The organism is Serratia sp. BNK-10 (genome assembly GCF_047456065.1).
In the GTDB taxonomy this organism is placed as follows: Bacteria; Pseudomonadota; Gammaproteobacteria; order Enterobacterales; family Enterobacteriaceae; genus Serratia; species Serratia ureilytica.
This window is the reverse complement of sequence record NZ_CP179894.1, coordinates 1,052,408-1,072,409: the sequence shown is the minus strand read 5'-3', so window position 1 is coordinate 1,072,409 and position 20,002 is coordinate 1,052,408. Positions and strand designations below refer to the sequence as shown.

The following is a 20,002-nucleotide window of genomic DNA, read 5'->3' as shown; positions in this document are numbered from 1 at the left end:
ATGGAACAGGCGCACACCATCGAGTTGGAAGGGCTGGAAAAGCGCTTCCCGTCGCTTGAGAAACCGGCGGTCGCCAGCCTGACCACCACCCTGCGCAGCGGCGCGGTCATCGGGCTGGTCGGCCCGGACGGCGCCGGCAAAACCACCCTGCTGCGCATGCTGGCCGGGCTGCTGAAGCCAAGCAGCGGCAAACTGCGGGTCGCCGGGCTGGATCCGATCGGCCAGGATCGCCAACTGCATGCGATCCTCGGCTACATGCCGCAGAAGTTCGGGCTGTATGAGGATCTGACGGTGATGGAGAACCTGACGCTGTACGCCGATCTGCGCGGCGTCACCGGCGATCTTCGCCGCCAGACCTTCGAACGGCTGCTGAAATTCACCGATCTGACCCGCTTCACCGAGCGTCTGGCGGGCAAGCTGTCCGGCGGCATGAAGCAAAAACTGGGACTGGCCTGCACGCTGGTGGGCGAACCCCAGGTGCTGCTGCTGGACGAACCGGGCGTCGGCGTCGATCCGATCTCGCGCCGCGAGCTGTGGCGCATGGTGCACGAGCTTGCCAATGACGGCATGTTGATCCTGTGGAGCACCTCTTATCTCGACGAGGCCGAGCAGTGTCGCGAAGTGCTGCTGCTCAACGAGGGCGAGCTGCTGTTCAGCGGCGCGCCGCAGGATCTGACCCAGCGCATGGCCGGACGCACGGTATTGATCGCCGCGCCGCCCGGCAGCCATCGATCGTTGCTGCAGCGGGCGATCTGCCTGCCGGCGGTCACCGACGGCGTGATCCAGGGCAAGTACCTGCGCCTGATCCTGAAAGAAGGCGAAGATCATCGGCAGCTGCTGCAGACGCTGGATCTGCCGGACGCCGAACTGGGCGAAGCGGATCCGCGCTTCGAGGATGCGTTTATCGATCTGCTCGGCGGCGGCCCCAACCATCGCTCGGCGCTGGCGGAGATCATGCCGACCGTTGACGGCAAAAGCGGTGAAACGGTGATCGAAGCGGTGCAGTTGACCAAGAAATTCGGCGATTTCGCCGCCACCGATCACGTCGATTTTCAGGTACGGCGCGGCGAAATCTTCGGCCTGCTCGGCCCGAACGGCGCCGGCAAGTCCACCACCTTCAAAATGATGTGCGGCCTGCTGGTGCCGTCCGGCGGCAAGGCGCTGGTGCTGGGGATGGATCTGAAGACCAGTTCCGGCAAGGCGCGCCAACGCCTCGGCTACATGGCGCAAAAATTCTCGCTGTACGGCAACCTGACGGTGGCGCAGAACCTGAAGTTCTTCTCCGGCGTCTACGGCCTGAGCGGCAAGGCGCAGCGCGACAAAATCGACGAGATGTCCCGCGCCTTCAACTTCGCGCCGATCCTCGATCAGACGCCGGATGCCCTGCCGCTCGGCTTCAAGCAACGCCTGGCGCTGGCCTGCGCGCTGATGCACGAACCGGATATTCTGTTCCTCGACGAACCGACCTCCGGTGTCGATCCGCTGACGCGGCGCGAGTTCTGGCTGCACATCAACGGCATGGTCGACAAGGGCGTCACGGTGATGGTGACCACCCACTTTATGGACGAGGCGGAATACTGCGACCGCATCGGCCTGGTGTATCGCGGCAAGATCATCGCCGCCGGCACGCCGGACGATCTCAAACAACAGGTAGCGCGCGACGACAACCCCAACCCCTCGATGGAACAGGCGTTTATCGAACTGGTGCAGGGCTACGACGAGGAGGAACCGCGGTGAGCGACAACCGAGCCCCAATCGACGACGGCGGCTTCTCCTGGCGCCGACTGCGCGCGCTGTGCCTGAAGGAGACGCGGCAAATACTGCGCGATCCCAGCAGCGGCCTGATCGCCTTCGTCATCCCGCTGATGCTGTTGTTTATCTTCGGCTACGGCATCAACCTGGACTCCAGCAAGCTGCATCTGGGCATTCTGATGGAGCAACAGAGCGAAGACGCGCGCGATCTGGCCCAGGCGTTCGCCGGTTCGCCCTATATCGAACCGACCATCAGCGACAACCGCCAGCAGCTGATCCAGCAGATGCAGGCCGGCACGATCCGCGGCCTGGTGGTGATCCCGGTGGATTTCGACCAGCGCATGGCGCGCCCGCACGACAGCGCCCCCATCCAGGTGATCACCGACGGCAGCGAGCCGAATACCGCCAACTTCGTGCAGGGCTATGCCCAGGGCGTATGGCAAGTTTGGCAGCAGCAGCGCGCCGCCGATCGTGGAAGCAACGACAAGCCGCTGATTGACGTACAGATGCGCTACTGGTTCAACCCGGCGGCCATCAGCCGGCACTACATCATTCCCGGCGCCATCACCATCATCATGACGGTGATCGGCGCCATTCTCACCTCGCTGGTGATCGCCCGCGAATGGGAGCGCGGCACCATGGAAGCCCTGCTCTCCACCCAGGTGACGCGCAGCGAGCTGCTGCTCTCCAAGCTGATCCCGTATTACTTCCTCGGCATGATCGCCATGGCGCTGTGCATGGCGGTGGCGGTCTGGGTGCTCGGCGTGCCCTATCGCGGTTCGCTGCCGATCCTGCTGCTGATCAGCAGCCTGTTCCTCGCCAGCACCCTCGGCATGGGCCTGCTGATCTCCACCCTCACCCGCAACCAGTTCAATGCGGCGATGGTGGCGCTGAACGCCGCCTTCCTGCCGTCGATCATGCTGTCCGGCTTCATCTTCCAGATCGACAGCATGCCGGCCATCGTACGCGCGGTGACCTACATCATTCCCGCGCGTTACTTCGTCAGCACGCTGCAAACGCTGTTCCTGGCGGGCAACGTCGGCACCGTGCTGCTGATCAATCTGTTGTTCCTGATCGCTTCCGCCGTGGTGTTCATCGGCCTGACGGCCTGGAAAACCCAGCGCCGGCTGGATTGAGGAGAAAGAGCGATGTTTCATCGTCTGTTGACGCTCATCATCAAGGAAATGCAGGCGCTGCTGCGCGATCCGCAAACCCGCGCCATTTTAATCATGCCAGTGATCCTGCAGGTGCTGCTGTTCCCGTTCGCCGCGACGCTGGAAGTCACCAACGCCACCATCGCGGTCTACAGCGAGGACAGCGGCCAGGCCTCGGTAGAGCTGACCCAACGCTTCGCCAAGGCCAAAGCCTTCTCCCATGTCCTGCTGCTGCGCAATCCGCAGGAGATAAAGACCACCATCGACAACCAGCAGGCGCTGCTGCTGATCCGCTTCCCGGCGCAGTTCTCGCGCGATATCGCCACCGGCAACACCGCGCCGCTGCAGCTGCTGCTCGACGGGCGCAACTCCAACAGCGCGCAGATCGCCGCCAACTACGTGCAGCAGATCGTGCAGGAATATCAGAACGAGCTGCTCGGCAAGCGCGCGAAACCCAACAACAGCGAACTGGTGGTACGCAACTGGTATAACCCGAATCTGGACTACAAATGGTTCGTGGTACCGTCGCTGATCGCCATGATCACCACCATCGGCGTGCTGATCGTCACCTCGCTGTCGGTGGCGCGCGAACGTGAACAGGGCACGCTGGAACAGCTGCTGGTCTCGCCGCTCACCACCTGGCAGATCTTTATCGGCAAGGCGGTGCCGGCGCTGATCGTCGCCAGCTTCCAGGCCAGCATCGTGCTGTTGATCGGCATCTTCCTGTATCAGATCCCGTTCGCCGGATCGCTGCTGCTGTTCTACGCCACCATGTTGATCTACGGGCTGTCGCTGGTCGGTTTCGGCCTGCTGATCTCGTCGCTGTGCGCCACTCAGCAGCAGGCGTTTATCGGCGTGTTCGTGTTCATGATGCCGGCGATCCTGCTCTCGGGGTATGTCTCGCCGGTGGAGAATATGCCGGTGTGGCTGCAGGATCTGACCTGGGTGAATCCGATACGCCACTTCACCGACATCACCAAGCAGATCTACCTGAAGGACGCCAGCTTCAGCATTATCTGGCGCAGCCTGTGGCCGCTGCTGGTGATCACCGCCACCACCGGCAGCGCTGCCTACGCGCTGTTCCGCCGCAAGATCGCATAAAAAAAGCTCTGCATGTCACATGCAGAGCTTTTTGATCGCCAGATACCCTAAGGCATGAAAGACGACGGATTTAGCGGCGGTTGCCGAAGATGCGCAGCAACATCAGGAACAGGTTGATGAAGTCGAGATACAGCGTCAGCGCGCCGACGATGGCGTACTTGCGGAAGCCGTCTTTATCATCGGCGTTCAGCTGCTCGCCCATCGCCTTGAGTTTCTGCGTGTCGTACGCGGTCAGGCCGACGAACACCACCACCCCGATGTAGGTAATCGCCCACATCAGCGCGGTGCTTTTCAGCCAGATGTTCACCAGCGAAGCCAGCACGATGCCGATCAGCGCCATGAACAACATGCTGCCGAAGCCGCTCAGATCGCGTTTGGTGGTGTAGCCGTACAGGCTCATGGCACCGAACATGCCGGCGGTGACTACGAAAGTGCTGGCGATCGAGCTGTAGGTGTACGCGATGAAGATGCTCGACAGCGTCAGCCCGGTCAGCGCCGAGTACAGCATGAACAGCGAGGTGGCCACCGCGCCGCTCAGGCGGTTGACCATGCCGGAAATCACGAACACCAGCGCCAACTGGGCGATGATCAGACCGAAGAAGGTGATCTGGCTGGAGAAGATGAAGTTGAGGATCGCGGGCGTATTGGCCGCATACCAGGAAACGAACGCCGTCAGCAGCAGACCGCAGGTCATCCAGCCGTAAACCTGCGCCATGTAGGCCTGAATGCCGCTGTTGGCACGTTCGACGATTGAACCATTAGAGCGTGGATATCGGTCCATGACGGTTACCTTTTGCGTTGTAAACAAGATTCCGAAGCCCCGTAAACGGGGCTTCGCCTGCTATAAGCGTACCACAGAATAGGCCGCGCGAAAGCGGCAAAGGTCTTGATTTGTTTCCGCTGTTGAGGCGTTATTTAGCCGCGTCATGCCAGCGCTGCGCGGCCTGACGATCGCTGTCGCGAGCGTCCACCCAACGATCGCCCTGGCCGGTCGCTTCGCGCTTCCAGAACGGCGCGCGGGTCTTCAGGTAGTCCATGATGAACTCGCTGGCGGCGAACGCCATGCCGCGGTGCGCGCCGGTCACGCCGACGAACACGATCTCGTCGCCGGGATACAGCGCGCCGACGCGGTGGATCACCGTCACGCGCTCCAGCGGCCAACGGCTGCGCGCCTCGGCCACGATCTCCGCCAGCGCCTTCTCGGTCATGCCGGGGTAGTGTTCCAGCGTCAGCGCGCTGACGTCGTCCCCGAGGTTATGGTTGCGCACCTTGCCGGTGAAGGTCACCACCGCGCCGTCGGCGTCGCACTGCGCCAGCCACTGATACTCGTCGCCGACGTTGAACGGCGCTTCGCCCACGCGAATGCGGGTGTTTTCCATGCTTACCCCCCGGTAACCGGCGGGAAGAAGGCCACTTCATCGCCGGCGCGCAGCGGGTGATCCGCCGCCACCAGCGACTGATTGACCGCCGCCAGCAGTTTGCCGGACTCCAGCGCCAGCGCCCAGCGATCGCCGCGCGCGCACAGCGCCTGGCGCAGCGCCTCGACGGTCGGGTAATCCGCCGGCATCGACAGCGCGCCGGTGCCCACCAGTTCGCGCACCTGCGCGAAGAAAAGAATATCGATCATGCGTTCACCTTAAAATCGCCGGATTTGCCGCCGCTTTTCGCCAGCAGGCGCACCGGGCCGATCACCATGTCTTTCTGTACCGCTTTGCACATGTCATAGATGGTCAATGCCGCCACCGAGGCGGCGGTCAGCGCTTCCATCTCGACGCCGGTTTTGCCGGTCAGCCGGCAGCAGGTTTCAATACGCACCCGGCTGTGCTCCGTTTGCGCCTCCAGCTGCACTTCGACCTTGCTCAACATCAGCGGGTGGCACAGCGGGATCAGTTCCCAGGTGCGTTTGGCCGCCTGAATGCCGGCGATGCGCGCCGTGGCGAACACGTCGCCCTTGTGATGGCTGCCGTCGACGATCATCGCCAGCGTGGCGGGCAACATGTCGACGAAGGCTTCGGCGCGCGCCTCGCGCACCGTTTCGGCCTTGGCGGAAACGTCGACCATATGGGCTTCGCCGGCGGCGTTAATGTGGGTTAGCTGTGTCATGACTCAGGGCTTCTTCAAATGGGGCTGGAAGTTGCACGGGCGATGGCGCGCGTCCAACTGCTCTTCGATAATCCGCTCCCAGGCGGTGCGGCAGGCGCGGGTGGAGCCCGGCATGGCGAAAATCACCGTGCGGTTGGCCAGGCCGGCCAGCGCGCGCGACTGGATCGTCGCGGTACCGATCTCTTCGTACGACACCATGCGGAACAGTTCGCCGAACCCTTCCACCTCTCTGTCGAACAGTGGCAACAGCGCTTCCGGCGTGTTGTCGCGCGCGGTAAAACCGGTGCCGCCGGTGATCAGCACCGCCTGCACGTTGTCATCGGCGATCCACGCGGAAACCCGTGCGCGGATCTGGTAAATGTCATCTTTGACGATGGCGCGATCCACCACCTGATGGCCGGCTTCCTGCGCCGCTTCCTGCAGATATTGGCCGGAGGTGTCTTCCGCCGCGCCGCGGCTGTCGGACACGGTCAGGATGGCGATATGCGCCGGAATAAACTCGCTGCTCGCATGGCTCATGGTTCAATAAGCTCCTATTGGCTGTCAGCCGCCGATAAACGACAGGTTCTGGGTGATCCCACTGTTACCCTGATGCAGGAAATGGGTCTGCTTCTTGCTCAGCAGCCCGCTCTGAATGCGCGCCTTCAGCGCGTCGAGCTGGCCGTCGTCCGCCAGCAGATCGCGCAGGGGCACCCCCTGCTCGCCGAACAGGCACAGATGCAGATTGCCGATGGAAGAAACGCGCAGCCGGTTGCAGCTGGCACAGAAGTCTTTTTCATACGGCATGATAAGACCCACCTCACCCTGGTAGTCCGGGTGGCTGAACACCTGCGCCGGGCCGTCGCTGCGGCCGCGCGCCTGGCGCTGCCAACCCTGCTGCTCCAGCTGCAGGCGAATCACTTCGCCAGAAACGTGGTGTTTGCGAAACAGTTCGCCCCCCTCGCCGGTTTCCATCAGTTCGATAAAGCGCAGCTGGATCGGCCGATCCTTGATCCAGGCGAGAAACGCGCCGAGTTGCTGGTGATTGACGTCGCGCATCAGCACGGCGTTGACCTTGACCTTGCTGAAACCGGCGCTGAAGGCAGCGTCGATGCCGTCCATCACCTGGCGGAACTTGTCCTGACCGGTAATGGCGTGAAACTGGCGGGGATCCAGACTGTCGATGCTGACATTGATCGCCGTCAGACCGGCGTCACGCCAGGCGGCGACGTCGCGCGCCAGACGGTAGCCGTTGGTGGTGACCGCCAACGTGCGGATGGCCGGATTTTCCCGCACGGCGGCGATGATCTCGGTAAAGTCGCGGCGCAGCGAAGGCTCGCCGCCGGTCAGGCGCACCTTTTCGGTGCCCAGTTCGGCGAACGCGCGGCTGACGCGGCGGATTTCATCCAGCGACAGGAAGCTTTTCGGGCTGCCGCTCGGCTTGTAGCCGTCGGGCAGACAGTAGGTGCAACGAAAGTTGCACACGTCGGTGATCGACAAGCGCAGGTAATAGAACTTGCGCTCATAAGCATCAATGAGTTGCGGTACCATAACACCTTTCCAAAGTCGGGAGATGCGAGCGTTTCCCCTCTGCACCCTGGTGGCTGACTTCGCCACGGCCCAGGCGCCATATCGTTCCGGATGAACAACGTAGGCACAGGGGCTAGGAGTTTGATTTCTCTTCCCGCTACCTTGAGTAGCCGGAATGAAACCGTGGTTTTCAGCAGAATTCTAGCGCTAATCGGCAACGATAGCCAACGCGTTAATTCGCTATATAACTGTCTATACAGCGTTTTTAGACGCCGCGTAATCGGGTAAACCATGATAAACATCGCTTACGAGGGCGAATTGACCAGAATCACGCAAATGGCACTCTTTATCCCCTAAATAATGGGCGTCGCCTCCCGACGGCAAGCGCGCTCACCCCAGAGGCAACGTCAAGGATAACGGGTATATCGCGTTTTTACGCCGGATCCGCTACCTTATGCGGGCAGTTCAGCCCCTTTGTAAGGAAATTTATGCGTAATCGTACCCTGGCCGATCTCGACCGCGTGGTGGCGTTGGGCGGCGGACACGGCCTGGGCCGTGTGATGTCGGCCCTGTCGTCCTTAGGCTCCCGCCTGACCGGCATCGTTACCACCACCGACAACGGCGGTTCCACCGGCCGCATCCGCCGTTCGGAAGGCGGTATAGCCTGGGGCGATACCCGCAACTGTCTCAACCAGCTGATCACCGAGCCGAGCGTCGCCTCGGCGATGTTCGAATACCGCTTCAGCGGCAACGGCGAACTGGCCGGCCATAACCTCGGCAACCTGATGTTGAAAGCGCTGGATCATCTGAGCGTGCGCCCGCTGGAAGCGATCAACCTGGTGCGCAGCCTGTTGAAGGTGGACGCGGCGTTGATCCCGATGTCGGAACAGCCGGTGGATTTGATGGCGCACGATCACGAAGGCAACCATGTTTACGGTGAAGTGAATGTTGACCAACTGACTCATATGCCGCAGGAGCTGATGCTGTCTCCCCCGGTCAACGCCACGCGCGAAGCGCTGGACGCCATCGCGCAGGCCGACGTGATCCTGATTGGGCCGGGCAGTTTTCTCACCAGCCTGATGCCGCTGCTGCTGCTCGACGATCTCACCCAGGCGCTGCGCCGCAGCAGCGCCAGCATGATCTATATCGGCAACCTCGGCCGCGAGCTGAGCGTGGCCGCCGCGGCGCTGTCGTTAAAGGATAAGCTGACGCTGATGGAAGAGAAGATCGGCCGCCGGATGATCGATGCGCTGATCGTCGGCCCGGCGGTGGACGCCAGTGAAGTGCAGGATCGGGTGGTGATTCAGCAACCGCTGGAAGCGAGCGACATCCCTTATCGCCACGATCGCCAGCTGCTGCGCCAGGCGCTGGATCAAGCGCTGGTGGAGCTGGCCGACCGCCGCTGACCGAATTTAACCGTCTCGCCCGCGCAGCCAGGGATTATCGCTGGCTGGGGCGGGATGGCTGACCATATCGATATACAGATCTTCCACCTCTTTACGCGCCCAGGGCGTGCGACGCAAAAATTTCAGACTGGACTTGATGCTCGGATCGCTGCGGAAGCAGTTGATGCGAATGCGCGCACCCAGCTCGGACCAACCGTAGTGATCCACCAGTTTATTCAGCAGTTGCTCCAGCGTCACGCCGTGCAGCGGGTCTTTAGACTGGTGTTGGCTCATGTTCGGTACTCTTCGTGGTCAAATCGGGCCGCACACCATAACAGCTTTGACGCGGCCGACAAGGAATTTTGACGCCCACAGCGCGGGCGCCGTCCAACGGTCAGGAAATCGCGATGAACTGCTCGCGCAGCTGGTGGATCTCGTCGCGCAGCGCAGCCGCCTGCTCGAACTCCAGATTTTGCGCATGGGTATACATCTGCGCTTCCAGATCGCGGATTTTCTGATCCAGCGCTTTCGGCGTGAGGTTCTGCAGCTGAGCGTCGCTGTCCGCCGCCTTGCCCCTGCCTTTACCCTTGGCGCGGTTGACCGGCTGGCCAATCTGCAGAATGTCGCCGATCTTCTTGTTCAGCCCCTGCGGCACGATGCCGTTGGCTTCGTTGTAAGCCTGCTGCTTGGCGCGCCGCCGCTCGGTTTCACCGATCGCTTTGGCCATCGAATCGGTGATGCGATCGCCATACAGGATCGCCTTGCCGTTCAGGTTACGCGCCGCGCGGCCGATGGTCTGGATCAGCGAACGTTCGGAACGCAGGAAACCTTCCTTGTCGGCGTCCAGAATCGCCACCAGCGACACCTCAGGCATGTCGAGCCCCTCACGCAGCAGGTTGATGCCCACCAGCACGTCAAACTCGCCCAGACGCAGGTCACGAATGATTTCGACGCGTTCCACGGTGTCGATATCCGAGTGCAGGTAGCGCACGCGCTCGCCATGCTCTTCCAGGTATTCGGTCAGGTCTTCCGCCATGCGTTTGGTCAGGGTGGTCACCAGCACGCGCTCGTTGATCGCCGCACGCTTGCGGATCTCGGAGAGCAAATCGTCCACCTGAGTGGCGACCGGCCGCACTTCCACGATCGGATCCAGCAGCCCGGTCGGGCGCACCACCTGGTCGATCAGATCGCCGCCGGATTTCTCCAGCTCATATTTGCCCGGCGTGGCGGAGACATAGATGGTCTGCGGCGCCAGCGCCTCGAACTCCTCGAAGCGCAGCGGGCGGTTGTCCAGCGCCGACGGCAGGCGGAAACCGTACTCCACCAGCGTTTCCTTGCGCGCGCGGTCGCCCTTGAACATCGCGCCGATTTGCGGAATGGTGACGTGGGATTCGTCGACCACCAGCAGGCCGTCCGCCGGCAGGTAATCGAACAGCGTCGGCGGCGGCTCGCCCTCGGCGCGCCCGGAAAGGTAGCGCGAGTAGTTTTCGATGCCCGAGCAGTAACCCAGCTCGTTCATCATCTCCAGATCGAACTGGGTGCGCTGCGTCAGGCGCTGCTCTTCCAGCAGCTTGTTGTTGGCCAACAGCACCTTGCGGCGGTCCGCCAGATCGACCTTGATCTCTTCCATCGCCTGAATGATCCGCTCGCGCGGCGTCACGTAGTGCGACTTCGGGTAGATGGTAAAACGCGGTACCACCTGCTCAATCTGCCCGGTCAGCGGATCGAACAGCGACAGCCGCTCCACTTCGTCGTCGAACAGCTCGACGCGCAGCGCCAGCTCGTCCGACTCTGCCGGGAAGATGTCGATCACCTCGCCGCGCACGCGGAAGGTGGCGCGCTGGAAAGCCTGATCGTTGCGGGAATACTGCAGCTCCGCCAGCCGGCGCAAAATGGAGCGCTGATCGATGATCATGCCCTTGGTCAGGTGCAGCATCATCTTCAGGTAAAGATCCGGATCGCCCAGGCCGTAGATCGCCGACACCGACGCCACCACCACCACGTCGCGCCGCTCGAGCAGCGCCTTGGTGGCGGAAAGGCGCATCTGCTCGATGTGCTCATTCACCGAAGCGTCTTTTTCAATGAAGGTGTCGGAGCTGGGCACGTAGGCCTCCGGCTGGTAGTAGTCGTAGTAGGAGACGAAGTACTCCACCGCATTCTCCGGGAAAAACTCTTTCATCTCGCCGTACAGCTGCGCCGCCAACGTCTTGTTCGGCGCCAGCACCATGGTCGGCCGATTCAGATCGGCTATCACGTTGGCGATGGTGAACGTTTTTCCCGAGCCGGTTACCCCCAGCAGCGTCTGGTGCGCCAGGCCGTCTTCCAACCCCTCTTCCAGTTTGCGGATGGCTTCCGGCTGATCGCCGGCCGGTTTGAAATCAGAATGCAGTTTGAAAAGTTTACTCATTGCTCGGCTACCCTGTGGAGATGCGCGCGCTCAGGCGGCCAGCCGGCTCTACGCCGGACGTGGCCCCTAATTATGGAAAGTGTCGGCGATTTGCGCCAGTGTCCATGATACTGGATATAAAACCAGCTTCAAGCGGATTCGTCGCTGCGCCCGGCAGCGCGGCAACGCCGTTGCACCGTGAGGTTACAGCGGGGTGACATTTTTATTGTCAATAACAGATTTATCCCCAGAACTTGCCGAAAATTAACTTATTGATAGCACCGCGGCGAAAAATCACACATAGAAACCCGATCAATGCCCTGGTGTCTTGATTTTAGTTAATTTATTGATAATTAATAGTTTTAATAAAAAGACGAGATTGCGGACAAAGCGAACAGAACCCGCGTCGGCTCTCGCTTTACAGCGTTTTTCTAAATCTAATGCACAAGGTTATCCACAGGAATAGTGGATAACTCTCACCGCCCCGCCCGTGGCGGGAGTTACAGAAAGAAAGCTTTTCGCCCTTTACACTCGCCAAAATGGCTTTTTTAGTTATTTTTTCATAAAAATATCGCTTTGTTTATGCCGATTAATACTAAAAATCCCCATTGCCAAAATCGCATTGCCCCCTTTCACGCCGATCGCGCTTGACGGCGGCGCAACGCCTTGCACCACGCCCACGCCGGAGAGCACCACAAGAGTGCAAAAAACGTCCGGGTTAACTTCCCGGCGTATTTTCAGGCCGCCGTGGCAGAGCGCGTCGGGCCTGACAGGCGGTTAACAAAGCGATAACACTCCCCCTTTTCGGCCAGTGGCAAAACTGGCCTGGGAGTTGCTTTATCTTCCCACGTGCGAACGAGGCGCGACAGCATAATGCGCTGCCGAATGCGGCGTGCAACCGCCGCCTGGCTATGCCTCGTAAAAGCGCGAGAACGACACCAAGTCGTCATAAACGTCGTTTTTCACGACATATTGACTGTCTTTCCGTCCACCGCAGACATTGCTCAGGTGAATCGGAGGGACGGCATTTTGTTCCGGACATTGCCACACTCGGGAAATCAACCGCCAATGCGGCCTTTGCAGCACCCCACCAACGAGTGGAACGGGCGCCTATGTCTATGAGGAGAATGCCACATGCTGAGTCTGAGATCGGTCAATCAATTTTACGGGCAAAATCATACCCTGTGGGACATCAACCTGGAGCTGCCGCGCGGCCAGTGCACCGTGCTGCTCGGGCGCAACGGCGTGGGCAAGACCACGCTGGTCAACTGCATCATGGGGCATTTGCCGGTGGTGAGCGGCAGCATGACCTGGCAGCCGGCGGATCAGCCGCCGCAAAACCTGCTGCTGCAACCGATGGAGCGCCGCGCCGCACTCGGCATCAGCCACGTCCCGCAAGGGCGGCAACTCTTCTCGCAGCTGAGCGTGGAAGAGAATCTGCAAGTGGCGCAGATGGCCGTGCGCGGCGCCCCTTACCGCATTCCGCCGCTGATCTACAGCCTGTTTCCCAATTTGCGCCAGATGCGCACCCGCCGCGCCGGCGATCTGTGCGAAGGCGCTCAACGCCAGTTGGCGATTGGTCGTGCGCTGGCGCAGGAGCCGGCACTGCTGATCCTCGACGAACCGACGACGGGCGTACCGCCCTCGATCGCCGCCGACATCGGCAACGTGATCCGCAGGCTCAACTATGAGTTGGGCATGACCATTTTGCTGGTAGAGCATCAGCTGCCGTTCGTGCGCCGGGTGGCGGATCGTTTTTGTCTGCTCGATAGCGGGCGCACCGTGGCGCACGGCGCGCTGGCGCAGCTGGATGAGGCGCTGATCGGCGCCGGGCTGGCGGGATCGGAAGGAGAATGAGGGAGAGAACCCCCTCATGGAAATTTATAGCAGACTGATATCCAGATACTGCCCCAGCGGCGCCCGTTCGGCCTGCGGCAGGTGCGGGATTTCGCCCAGCAGCGGCGCGGGCAGCATACGGCGCAGCGTAGCCAGGTATTCCTGATGCCGCCGCCCCGGCGGCGCCACGTCGTTGGCGATCCAACCGGCCAGCGTCAGCCCGGCCTGTTGCACCGCCTGGGCCGTCAGCACCGCGTGGTTGATGCAGCCCAGCTTGATGCCCACCACCAGGATCACCGGCAGTTGCTCTTGCCGCACCCAGTCGGCGAAGGTGTACTCCGCCGACAACGGGGTAAACCACCCGCCGGCCCCCTCGACCAGCACCCAGTCGGCGCGCTGCTCCAGCCGGCGCAGGCCGTCGGACAGCCGCGCCGCGTCGATCGGCCGGCCTTCATCGGCGCTGACGATATGCGGCGAGGTCGGTTCGGCAAATACGTAAGGGTTCACTTCGTCGTAACGGAGCGCCACGCCGCTGTTGGCCTGCAGCGCCAGCGCGTCGCCGTTGCGCAGCCCCTCGGCGGTCATCTCGCTGCCGGAGGCCACCGGCTTATAGCCGGCGCTGCGGTAGCCCGCCCGGTTGGCGGCCTGCAGCAAGGCGCTGCTGGCGACGGTTTTCCCCACTTCGGTGTCGGTGCCGGTCACGAACCAACGTTTACTCACGATAAATCACTCCATAAGCCAGATGATAGCTGAGCGGGAACTGCCCCTGCCGGCACGGGTAAGCCGCCTGCAGCGCGGCGAGGCGGCCACGCGACATCAGGCCGCCCTCGCGCCCCTGATGCAAATGCGTCGCCCCGATGCCCTTGAGCGAACGCATCAGCGTCATCACGTCCGGGTAGTTCAGGATGCGCAACTCCGTCACCAGCTCGTGTCGATAGGCGGCGCAGGCGGTGCGGATCTGCGTCAACGGCAAAAAGGCGTTCACGTGACGTTCGCCGTCCACCTGTTGCCAGGCGTCCCCCAATTCCTGCAGCGAGCCCGCCGCCAGCGTGGAAAACAGGATCACGCCGCCGGGACGGGTCACGCGATACAGCTCCGCCAGCGCGGCAGGCAGATCGCTGCACCACTGCACCACCAGGCTGCTGAAACAGATGTCCATCGCCGCATCGGGCAGCGGCACCTGTTCGATATCACCCAGCAGATAATGATGCGCCGCCTGCCGTTGGCGGGCGACGTCCAGCATGCCCGGCGCCAAATCGAGCGCGGTCACCTGTTTGCCGCGCTCACGCCACATACGGCTGAAATAGCCGGTGCCGCAGCCGGCGTCCAGCAGCTGTTCGCCCGGGTGGGAACTCCCCATCCCCAGTAAGCGCTCGCCAACGTCACGCTGCAGCTCGGCGGCGGCATCGTAGCTGCCGGCCGCGCGGCTGAAGGCCGAGGCGACCGCCTGTTTGTTCACTGTGTCATTGGCTGACGTCATTCAGCACCTCCAGCAGGCGATCGATATCCTGCGGCTGATGCGCCGCCGTCAGGGTAATGCGCAGCCGCGCGCCGCCCGGGGGCACCGTCGGCGGACGGATGGCGCTCACCCACAGGCCGCACTCGCGCAGGCGGGTCGCCAGATCGAGCGCGCGCTGATTATCCCCCACCAGCAGCGGCTGGATGGCGGTGTCGGAATCCGTCAGGGTCAGCGCCAGCGGCGCCGCGCCCTGGCGGAAACGCCGAATGTTGTCCTGCAGCCGGGCGCGCAGATCATCGCCCTCGCGAATGCAGACCAGCGCCGCCTGCAGCGCGCAGGCCTGCGCCGGCGGCATCGCGGTGCTGTAGATCAGATGGCGGGCGAACTGCAGCAGATACTCGGCGGTCACCTCATCGCACAGCACCGCCGCGCCGCTGACGCCGAACGCCTTGCCGAAGGTCGCCACCAGCAGTTCAGGCCGCACGCCCTGCTGCCAGCAGCTGCCGCGGCCTTGCTCACCGCGCACGCCGATGCCGTGGGCGTCATCCACCATCAGCCAGGCGCCCGCCGCACGGGTTAAGCGATGCAGCTCCGCCAACGGCGCGCCGTCGCCATCCATGCTGAACACCCCTTCGGTCACCGCCAGCCGCTGCCCGTCGCAGGGTTTGGCCAGCAGATCCGCCAAGGCCTGCGGTTGATTGTGCTGGAACCGGCGCAGCTCGGCCGGCGACTGCGCCGCCGCCTCCAGCAGCGAGGCATGGCTGAGACGATCGGCCAAAATGCGATCGCCCTTTTGCATCAACGCCGCCAGCACCGCCTGGTTGGCGGCGTAGCCGGAGATGAACAGCAGCGCGCGCGGATAGCCGAGCCACGCCGCCAGTTGCTCTTCCAGCACCTGATGCGCCGCGCTAAAACCGGTCACGTGACCCGAACCGCCGCTGCCGACGCCGTAACGCTGCGCGCCCTGCTGCCAGGCGGCGATCACCCGCGTATCCTGGCTCAGCCCCAGGTAGTCGTTGCCCGAGAAGTTCAGATAGAGACGATCGCCGAGCCGGATCTGGCGGCCGTTGCCGCCCTCGGTGGTTTGTCGCCGGCGATAGGCGGCGTTCAGGCGCCGCTCAGTCAGCGCCTGCTCGATGCGTTGCTGCCAGTTCATCACGGCGCCGCGTTGTAAAACTCGGCGGTATCGGCGTTCAGCAGTTGCTTGGCCAGCACCTGCTGTTGCTGGTTGTCGCCGTGTTCGGTGGCGGTCTGCTGCGGGTTGAGCCCCAGCTTGCGGAACAGCTGCAGGTCTTTGTCTTCTTCCGGATTCGGCGTGGTCAGCAGCTTGCAACCGTAGAAGATCGAGTTGGCGCCGGCCATGAAGCACATCGCCTGCGTCTGTTCGTTCATCTGTTCGCGGCCTGCTGAGAGACGGACATAAGAAGATGGCATCATGATGCGCGCCACCGCGATGGTGCGGATGAAATCAAACGGATCGACGTCATCGTTATCCGCCAGCGGCGTGCCTTTCACCTTCACCAACATGTTGATCGGCACGCTCTCCGGTGGTTTTGGCAGGTTGGCCAGCTGCACCAGCAGCCCGGCGCGATCGCGCACCGTTTCACCCAGCCCGACGATGCCGCCGGAGCACACTTTGATGCCGGCGTCGCGCACCTTGTCGAGCGTATCCAGGCGCTCCTGATAGCTGCGGGTGGTGATGATGTTGCCGTAGAACTCCGGCGAGGTGTCGAGGTTATGGTTGTAGTAATCCAGCCCGGCCTCCGCCAGCCGCTCGGCCTGGGTGCCATCCAATGTGCCCAGCGTCATGCAGGTTTCCATGCCCATCGCTTTCACGCCCTGCACCATTTGCTGCAGATAAGGCATATCGCGCTCGTGCGGGTTCTTCCACGCCGCGCCCATGCAAAAACGGGTCGAACCGTTCGCCTTGGCCTTGCGCGCCGATTCCAGCACCTGCTCGACCTGCATCAGCCGCTCCGACTCCAGGCCGGTCTTGTAGCGTGAGCTCTGCGGGCAGTATTTGCAGTCTTCCGGGCAAGCGCCGGTCTTGATCGACAGCAGCGTGCTGACCTGCACCTGACGCGGGTCGAAGTGCTGGCGGTGTACGGTTTGCGCTTCGAACAGCAGTTCCAGCAGCGGTTTATCAAACAGGGCCTGGGCTTGCCCTACTGTCCAGTGAATGCGGTCGGCCATCATGGCGTCTCCAAAACGAAAAAGTGTCGCCAGTTTAAATATTGTGGATATACTGTCAACCAATCTTAATCCAATTTGGTTTACAATAATGTCTGTCACCGCTTCCGACCTGGCGTTTGACCAACGCCATATCTGGCACCCCTACACCTCCATGAGCCGCCCGTTACCCTGTTACCCGATCGAATCGGCCAGCGGCGTCGAACTGCAGCTGGCGGACGGCCGGAGTCTGGTGGACGGCATGTCCTCCTGGTGGGCGGCGATCCACGGTTACAACCATCCGCGCCTGAATCAGGCCGCCAGCCAGCAGTTGGAGAAGATGTCGCACGTGATGTTCGGCGGCATTACCCATCCGGCCGCTATCTCGTTGTGCCGTCGGCTGGTGGAAATGACGCCGGAAGCGCTGCAGTGCGTGTTCCTGGCGGACTCTGGTTCGGTGGCGGTAGAAGTGTCGCTGAAAATGGCGCTGCAGTACTGGCAGGCGCGCGGCGAGCGCCGGCAGCGCATCCTGACGCTGCGCCACGGCTATCACGGCGATACCTTCGGCGCGATGTCGGTCTGCGATCCGGACAACTCGATGCACAGCCTTTATCAGGGGTATTTGGCGCCGCACCTGTTCGCCACCGCGCCGCAGTGCCGCTTCGACGAGGAATGGCGTGAAGAGGATATCGCGCCGTTCGCCGCGCTGCTGGAGCAGCACGCCGGTGAAGTGGCGGCGGTGATCCTGGAACCGGTGGTGCAAGGCGCCGGCGGCATGCGCATCTACCATCCGACCTATCTCAAGCGGGTGCGCGAGCTGTGCGATCGCCATCAGGTGCTGCTGATCGCCGACGAGATCGCCACCGGTTTCGGCCGCACCGGCAAGCTGTTCGCCTGCGAGCACGCGCAGGTGGTGCCGGACATTCTCTGTCTGGGCAAGGCGCTGACCGGCGGCTATATGACCCTTTCCGCCACCTTGACTACCCGCCATGTGGCGGAGACCATCAGCAACGGCGCGGCCGGCTGCTTTATGCACGGGCCGACCTTTATGGGCAATCCGCTGGCCTGCGCCGTGGCGGACGCCAGTCTGGCGCTGCTGGCGGAAAATCGCTGGCAGGCGCAGGTGAGCGCCATCGAAACCCAGTTGAAGCGGGAACTGTTGCCGTTGGCGGCGCTGCCGAAGGTGGCCGACGTGCGGGTGCTGGGCGCGATTGGGGTGGTGGAGATGCGCGAACCGGTGGATGTCGCCGAGCTGCAGCGCGGGTTCGTCGAGCGCGGGGTATGGATCCGGCCGTTCGGCAAGCTGATTTACCTGATGCCGCCTTACATCATCGAAGCGGACCAGCTCAGCCGCCTGACCGCCGCCGTCGCCGCCGTCGCGCGTTAATGCCTTACCAATGCTGGTCCAGATAGCGGGCCAGCAATCCCAAACACAGCAGCCACAGTAAAATGATCATCGCCGCCGCCATGCGGCCGGTGGGATTATCGACGCGCTTTTGCGCCTTCTCGCGCAGCTCGGCCATCAGCGGTTTGGGGATCAGCCGCACCGCCAACATGATGCCCAACGGCACGATGATCACATCGTCCAGATAGCCCAGCACCGGAATAAAATCCGGGATCAGATCGATCGGTGAGATCGCATAGCCGGCGACCAGCAGCGCGATCAGCTTGGCGTACCACGGGGTGCGCTTATCACGGGCGGCCAGCCACAGCGCGTAGATATCGCGCTTGATGCCTTTGGCCCAACGGCGCAGCCAGCCGAACCACGGCGTGCGTTTTTTCAGTGAAATCATGATTACTTCATATAAGAACGTAAAACGGTCATCAATTGCTCGATGTCCTGCTCGCGCTGCTGCGGCGTAGCGTCCGCGGCAGCCAGATGTTCGCGCACATGCCCTTCCAGCACCTGCGCCATCAGACCGTTGACCGCGCCGCGCACCGCCGCGATCTGCTGCAGAACAGCCGAACATTCGCCGCCGCTCTCCAGCGCGCGTTCCAGCGCTTCGGCCTGCCCTTTAATGCGGCGCACCCGCGCCAACAGCTTCTTTTGATCTCTGTGGGTATGGCTCATCATTTCCGCCTGATTGTTATTTACTATACTGGGGTATAGTATATTTCAGCACACTATCTTTTGCTGAGGAACTTCACCATGACGTCTTACGCGCCCGTTTTGCACCGCGAGCACAGCCACGTTTTTGACGATGGTAACCCATTGGCCGAAAGAAACACCAGATGGGCGGTGATACTCACCGCCAGTATGATGGCTATCGAGATCGCCGGCGGCTGGCTGTTTAACTCGATGGCATTGCTGGCCGACGGCTGGCACATGAGTTCGCACGCGCTGGCCCTGGGCCTGTCGATGCTGGCTTACGGCGCCGCACGCCGGCTGGCCAAGGATCGCCGCTTTAGCCTCGGCACCTGGAAGATCGAAGTGCTGGCCGGTTACACCAGCGCGGTGTTGTTGGTGCTGGTGGCGGCGCTGATGCTGTTTCAGTCTGGGCAGCGGCTGCTGAATCCCAGCCCGATTCATTACAACGAAGCCATCGCCATCGGCGCGATCGGGCTGGCCGTCAACCTGCTCTGCGCCTGGCTGTTGCGCGGTGGCGGCCACCATCATCATCACGGGGATGACCACGACGACACTCATCATGACCTCAACCTGCGTTCCGCCTATGTTCACGTGCTCGCCGACGCCGCCACCTCGGTGCTGGCGCTCGTCGCGCTGTTCGGCGGCAAGCTTTGGGGCGCCGCCTGGCTCGATCCGCTGATGGGCATCGTCGGCGCGGTGATGGTGGCCGCCTGGGCCTATAGCCTGATGCGCGATAGCGGAAAGATTTTGCTGGATGCCGAAATGGACGCCCCGGTGGCGCAAGAGATCCGCCAAGCCCTGGCCGCTTCCGGCCACGCGCTCACGCTGACCGATTTGCATGTAGGCCGCATCGGCAAAGGAAAATATCATTGCGTCCTCGCCCTGAGCAGCGCCGATCGTACCCTCACCGCCGATCGGGTGCGCCAACTGTTGGCCGCGCATCCCGAACTGGTGCATGTCACCGTCGAGATCAACCGTCCGCCGCTGGCGCAAGGGGTTGTATTGTTCCACCGAAAAGATCTAGCTTAAGGGTCCGCGTTTATCGACAACTGGGAGTCA

At 62.4% G+C, this 20,002-nt stretch carries 22 protein-coding genes and 1 riboswitch; of the genes, 7 read left to right on the top strand and 15 right to left on the bottom strand.

Annotated elements, in window-relative coordinates:
* From ACMGG9_RS05195 to ACMGG9_RS05185, 3 genes are read left to right on the top strand one after another with little or no spacing between them, the layout of a single operon-like run.
* Positions 1–1,737: an ATP-binding cassette domain-containing protein gene (locus ACMGG9_RS05195; protein ID WP_414161951.1), complete on the top strand. Its 1,737-nt coding sequence runs from the start codon at positions 1–3 to the stop codon at positions 1,735–1,737.
* The gene (locus tag ACMGG9_RS05190; protein ID WP_047025670.1) at positions 1,734–2,888 is read left to right on the top strand and encodes an ABC transporter permease; all 1,155 of its coding nucleotides are present in this window, start codon (positions 1,734–1,736) and stop codon (positions 2,886–2,888) included. Before ACMGG9_RS05195 ends, ACMGG9_RS05190 begins: the two co-directional genes overlap by 4 nt.
* Positions 2,889–2,900: 12 nt before the next feature.
* Positions 2,901–4,007, top strand: a complete 1,107-nt coding sequence (locus tag ACMGG9_RS05185; RefSeq protein ID WP_414161950.1) for an ABC transporter permease — start codon at positions 2,901–2,903, stop codon at positions 4,005–4,007.
* A 70-nt stretch (positions 4,008–4,077) separates the two neighbouring features.
* On the opposite strand, the gene ACMGG9_RS05180 is transcribed toward ACMGG9_RS05185, so the two are convergent.
* The 6 genes from ACMGG9_RS05180 to moaA form a co-directional block, all read right to left on the bottom strand.
* Positions 4,078–4,788, bottom strand: coding sequence for a Bax inhibitor-1 family protein (locus ACMGG9_RS05180; RefSeq protein WP_004939761.1), 711 nt, complete (start codon positions 4,786–4,788; stop codon positions 4,078–4,080).
* A 130-nt stretch (positions 4,789–4,918) separates the two neighbouring features.
* Positions 4,919–5,386, bottom strand: a complete 468-nt coding sequence (gene moaE / locus ACMGG9_RS05175) for a molybdopterin synthase catalytic subunit MoaE (protein WP_072628147.1) — start codon at positions 5,384–5,386, stop codon at positions 4,919–4,921.
* 2 nt (positions 5,387–5,388) lie between these two features.
* A complete protein-coding gene (gene moaD, locus ACMGG9_RS05170) occupies positions 5,389–5,634 on the bottom strand; it encodes a molybdopterin synthase sulfur carrier subunit (protein WP_004939768.1) in 246 nt (81 codons plus the stop codon).
* Entirely contained in the window at positions 5,631–6,110 is a 480-nt protein-coding gene (moaC, locus tag ACMGG9_RS05165) for a cyclic pyranopterin monophosphate synthase MoaC (RefSeq protein ID WP_025301929.1), read from the bottom strand. Before moaC ends, moaD begins: the two co-directional genes overlap by 4 nt.
* A 3-nt stretch (positions 6,111–6,113) precedes the next feature.
* A complete protein-coding gene (gene moaB, locus ACMGG9_RS05160; protein WP_033642238.1) occupies positions 6,114–6,629 on the bottom strand; it encodes a molybdenum cofactor biosynthesis protein B in 516 nt (171 codons plus the stop codon).
* 24 nt (positions 6,630–6,653) lie between these two features.
* Entirely contained in the window at positions 6,654–7,640 is a 987-nt protein-coding gene (moaA, locus tag ACMGG9_RS05155) for a GTP 3',8-cyclase MoaA (protein WP_016928681.1), read from the bottom strand.
* A riboswitch (molybdenum cofactor riboswitch) is annotated at positions 7,627–7,771 on the bottom strand. (Overlaps the previous gene by 14 nt.)
* Before the next feature lie 336 nt (positions 7,772–8,107).
* Between moaA and yvcK the strand changes: the two genes are divergently transcribed.
* Positions 8,108–9,025: a uridine diphosphate-N-acetylglucosamine-binding protein YvcK gene (gene yvcK / locus ACMGG9_RS05150; RefSeq protein WP_033642237.1), complete on the top strand. Its 918-nt coding sequence runs from the start codon at positions 8,108–8,110 to the stop codon at positions 9,023–9,025.
* Between the two features lie 6 nt (positions 9,026–9,031).
* On the opposite strand, the gene ACMGG9_RS05145 is transcribed toward yvcK, so the two are convergent.
* The 3 genes from ACMGG9_RS05145 to ACMGG9_RS05135 all read right to left on the bottom strand — a co-directional run bounded on the left by ACMGG9_RS05145 (position 9,032) and on the right by ACMGG9_RS05135 (position 12,071).
* A complete protein-coding gene (locus ACMGG9_RS05145; RefSeq protein ID WP_004939783.1) occupies positions 9,032–9,298 on the bottom strand; it encodes a VF530 family DNA-binding protein in 267 nt (88 codons plus the stop codon).
* Between the two features lie 100 nt (positions 9,299–9,398).
* Positions 9,399–11,411: an excinuclease ABC subunit UvrB gene (uvrB, locus tag ACMGG9_RS05140; protein ID WP_047025674.1), complete on the bottom strand. Its 2,013-nt coding sequence runs from the start codon at positions 11,409–11,411 to the stop codon at positions 9,399–9,401.
* A 531-nt stretch (positions 11,412–11,942) separates the two neighbouring features.
* Positions 11,943–12,071, bottom strand: a complete 129-nt coding sequence (locus ACMGG9_RS05135; protein ID WP_255326645.1) for a hypothetical protein — start codon at positions 12,069–12,071, stop codon at positions 11,943–11,945.
* A gap of 453 nt (positions 12,072–12,524) precedes the next feature.
* Between ACMGG9_RS05135 and ACMGG9_RS05130 the strand changes: the two genes are divergently transcribed.
* On the top strand, positions 12,525–13,247 hold the full coding sequence (locus tag ACMGG9_RS05130) for an ATP-binding cassette domain-containing protein (protein ID WP_033652359.1): 723 nt from the start codon (positions 12,525–12,527) through the stop codon (positions 13,245–13,247).
* A gap of 24 nt (positions 13,248–13,271) precedes the next feature.
* On the opposite strand, the gene bioD is transcribed toward ACMGG9_RS05130, so the two are convergent.
* The 4 genes from bioD to bioB are packed head-to-tail and all read right to left on the bottom strand — an operon-like array spanning position 13,272 to position 16,878.
* On the bottom strand, positions 13,272–13,946 hold the full coding sequence (gene bioD, locus ACMGG9_RS05125; protein ID WP_033652358.1) for a dethiobiotin synthase: 675 nt from the start codon (positions 13,944–13,946) through the stop codon (positions 13,272–13,274).
* Positions 13,939–14,706 carry a malonyl-ACP O-methyltransferase BioC gene (gene bioC, locus ACMGG9_RS05120; protein ID WP_208061220.1) on the bottom strand — a complete coding sequence of 256 codons (768 nt, stop codon included), beginning with the start codon at positions 14,704–14,706 and terminating at the stop codon, positions 13,939–13,941. Before bioC ends, bioD begins: the two co-directional genes overlap by 8 nt.
* Entirely contained in the window at positions 14,690–15,841 is a 1,152-nt protein-coding gene (gene bioF, locus ACMGG9_RS05115; RefSeq protein WP_414161949.1) for an 8-amino-7-oxononanoate synthase, read from the bottom strand. Before bioF ends, bioC begins: the two co-directional genes overlap by 17 nt.
* On the bottom strand, positions 15,841–16,878 hold the full coding sequence (gene bioB, locus ACMGG9_RS05110; RefSeq protein WP_033652413.1) for a biotin synthase BioB: 1,038 nt from the start codon (positions 16,876–16,878) through the stop codon (positions 15,841–15,843). The genes bioF and bioB overlap by 1 nt, the downstream gene beginning before the upstream one ends.
* Positions 16,879–16,966: 88 nt before the next feature.
* Here bioB and bioA point away from each other — a divergent pair, with 88 nt between their 5' ends.
* Positions 16,967–18,241: an adenosylmethionine--8-amino-7-oxononanoate transaminase gene (gene bioA, locus ACMGG9_RS05105; RefSeq protein ID WP_033652355.1), complete on the top strand. Its 1,275-nt coding sequence runs from the start codon at positions 16,967–16,969 to the stop codon at positions 18,239–18,241.
* A gap of 4 nt (positions 18,242–18,245) precedes the next feature.
* Here bioA and ACMGG9_RS05100 read toward each other — a convergent pair whose 3' ends face one another.
* Positions 18,246–18,647 carry a YkvA family protein gene (locus tag ACMGG9_RS05100; protein ID WP_025301916.1) on the bottom strand — a complete coding sequence of 134 codons (402 nt, stop codon included), beginning with the start codon at positions 18,645–18,647 and terminating at the stop codon, positions 18,246–18,248.
* 2 nt (positions 18,648–18,649) lie between these two features.
* The gene (locus ACMGG9_RS05095; protein WP_025301915.1) at positions 18,650–18,925 is read right to left on the bottom strand and encodes a metal/formaldehyde-sensitive transcriptional repressor; all 276 of its coding nucleotides are present in this window, start codon (positions 18,923–18,925) and stop codon (positions 18,650–18,652) included.
* 78 nt (positions 18,926–19,003) lie between these two features.
* Here ACMGG9_RS05095 and dmeF point away from each other — a divergent pair, with 78 nt between their 5' ends.
* The gene (dmeF, locus tag ACMGG9_RS05090; protein ID WP_414161948.1) at positions 19,004–19,972 is read left to right on the top strand and encodes a CDF family Co(II)/Ni(II) efflux transporter DmeF; all 969 of its coding nucleotides are present in this window, start codon (positions 19,004–19,006) and stop codon (positions 19,970–19,972) included.
* The last annotated feature ends 30 nt before the right edge of the window (positions 19,973–20,002 follow it).

Bases quoted from the DNA above. Each gene is read 5' to 3' on its own strand.
- ACMGG9_RS05195 (WP_414161951.1), top strand. From the start codon at position 1: ATGGAACAGGCGCACACCATCGAGTTGGAAGGGCTGGAAAAGCGCTTC.
- ACMGG9_RS05185 (WP_414161950.1), top strand. From the start codon at position 2,901: ATGTTTCATCGTCTGTTGACGCTCATCATCAAGGAAATGCAGGCGCTG.
- ACMGG9_RS05180 (WP_004939761.1), bottom strand. From the start codon at position 4,788: ATGGACCGATATCCACGCTCTAATGGTTCAATCGTCGAACGTGCCAAC.
- moaE (WP_072628147.1), bottom strand. From the start codon at position 5,386: ATGGAAAACACCCGCATTCGCGTGGGCGAAGCGCCGTTCAACGTCGGC.
- moaD (WP_004939768.1), bottom strand. From the start codon at position 5,634: ATGATCGATATTCTTTTCTTCGCGCAGGTGCGCGAACTGGTGGGCACC.
- moaC (WP_025301929.1), bottom strand. From the start codon at position 6,110: ATGACACAGCTAACCCACATTAACGCCGCCGGCGAAGCCCATATGGTC.
- moaB (WP_033642238.1), bottom strand. From the start codon at position 6,629: ATGAGCCATGCGAGCAGCGAGTTTATTCCGGCGCATATCGCCATCCTG.
- moaA (WP_016928681.1), bottom strand. From the start codon at position 7,640: ATGGTACCGCAACTCATTGATGCTTATGAGCGCAAGTTCTATTACCTG.
- yvcK (WP_033642237.1), top strand. From the start codon at position 8,108: ATGCGTAATCGTACCCTGGCCGATCTCGACCGCGTGGTGGCGTTGGGC.
- ACMGG9_RS05145 (WP_004939783.1), bottom strand. From the start codon at position 9,298: ATGAGCCAACACCAGTCTAAAGACCCGCTGCACGGCGTGACGCTGGAG.
- uvrB (WP_047025674.1), bottom strand. From the start codon at position 11,411: ATGAGTAAACTTTTCAAACTGCATTCTGATTTCAAACCGGCCGGCGAT.
- ACMGG9_RS05130 (WP_033652359.1), top strand. From the start codon at position 12,525: ATGCTGAGTCTGAGATCGGTCAATCAATTTTACGGGCAAAATCATACC.
- bioC (WP_208061220.1), bottom strand. From the start codon at position 14,706: ATGACGTCAGCCAATGACACAGTGAACAAACAGGCGGTCGCCTCGGCC.
- bioF (WP_414161949.1), bottom strand. From the start codon at position 15,841: ATGAACTGGCAGCAACGCATCGAGCAGGCGCTGACTGAGCGGCGCCTG.
- bioB (WP_033652413.1), bottom strand. From the start codon at position 16,878: ATGGCCGACCGCATTCACTGGACAGTAGGGCAAGCCCAGGCCCTGTTT.
- bioA (WP_033652355.1), top strand. From the start codon at position 16,967: ATGTCTGTCACCGCTTCCGACCTGGCGTTTGACCAACGCCATATCTGG.
- ACMGG9_RS05100 (WP_025301916.1), bottom strand. From the start codon at position 18,647: ATGATTTCACTGAAAAAACGCACGCCGTGGTTCGGCTGGCTGCGCCGT.
- ACMGG9_RS05095 (WP_025301915.1), bottom strand. From the start codon at position 18,925: ATGAGCCATACCCACAGAGATCAAAAGAAGCTGTTGGCGCGGGTGCGC.
- dmeF (WP_414161948.1), top strand. From the start codon at position 19,004: ATGACGTCTTACGCGCCCGTTTTGCACCGCGAGCACAGCCACGTTTTT.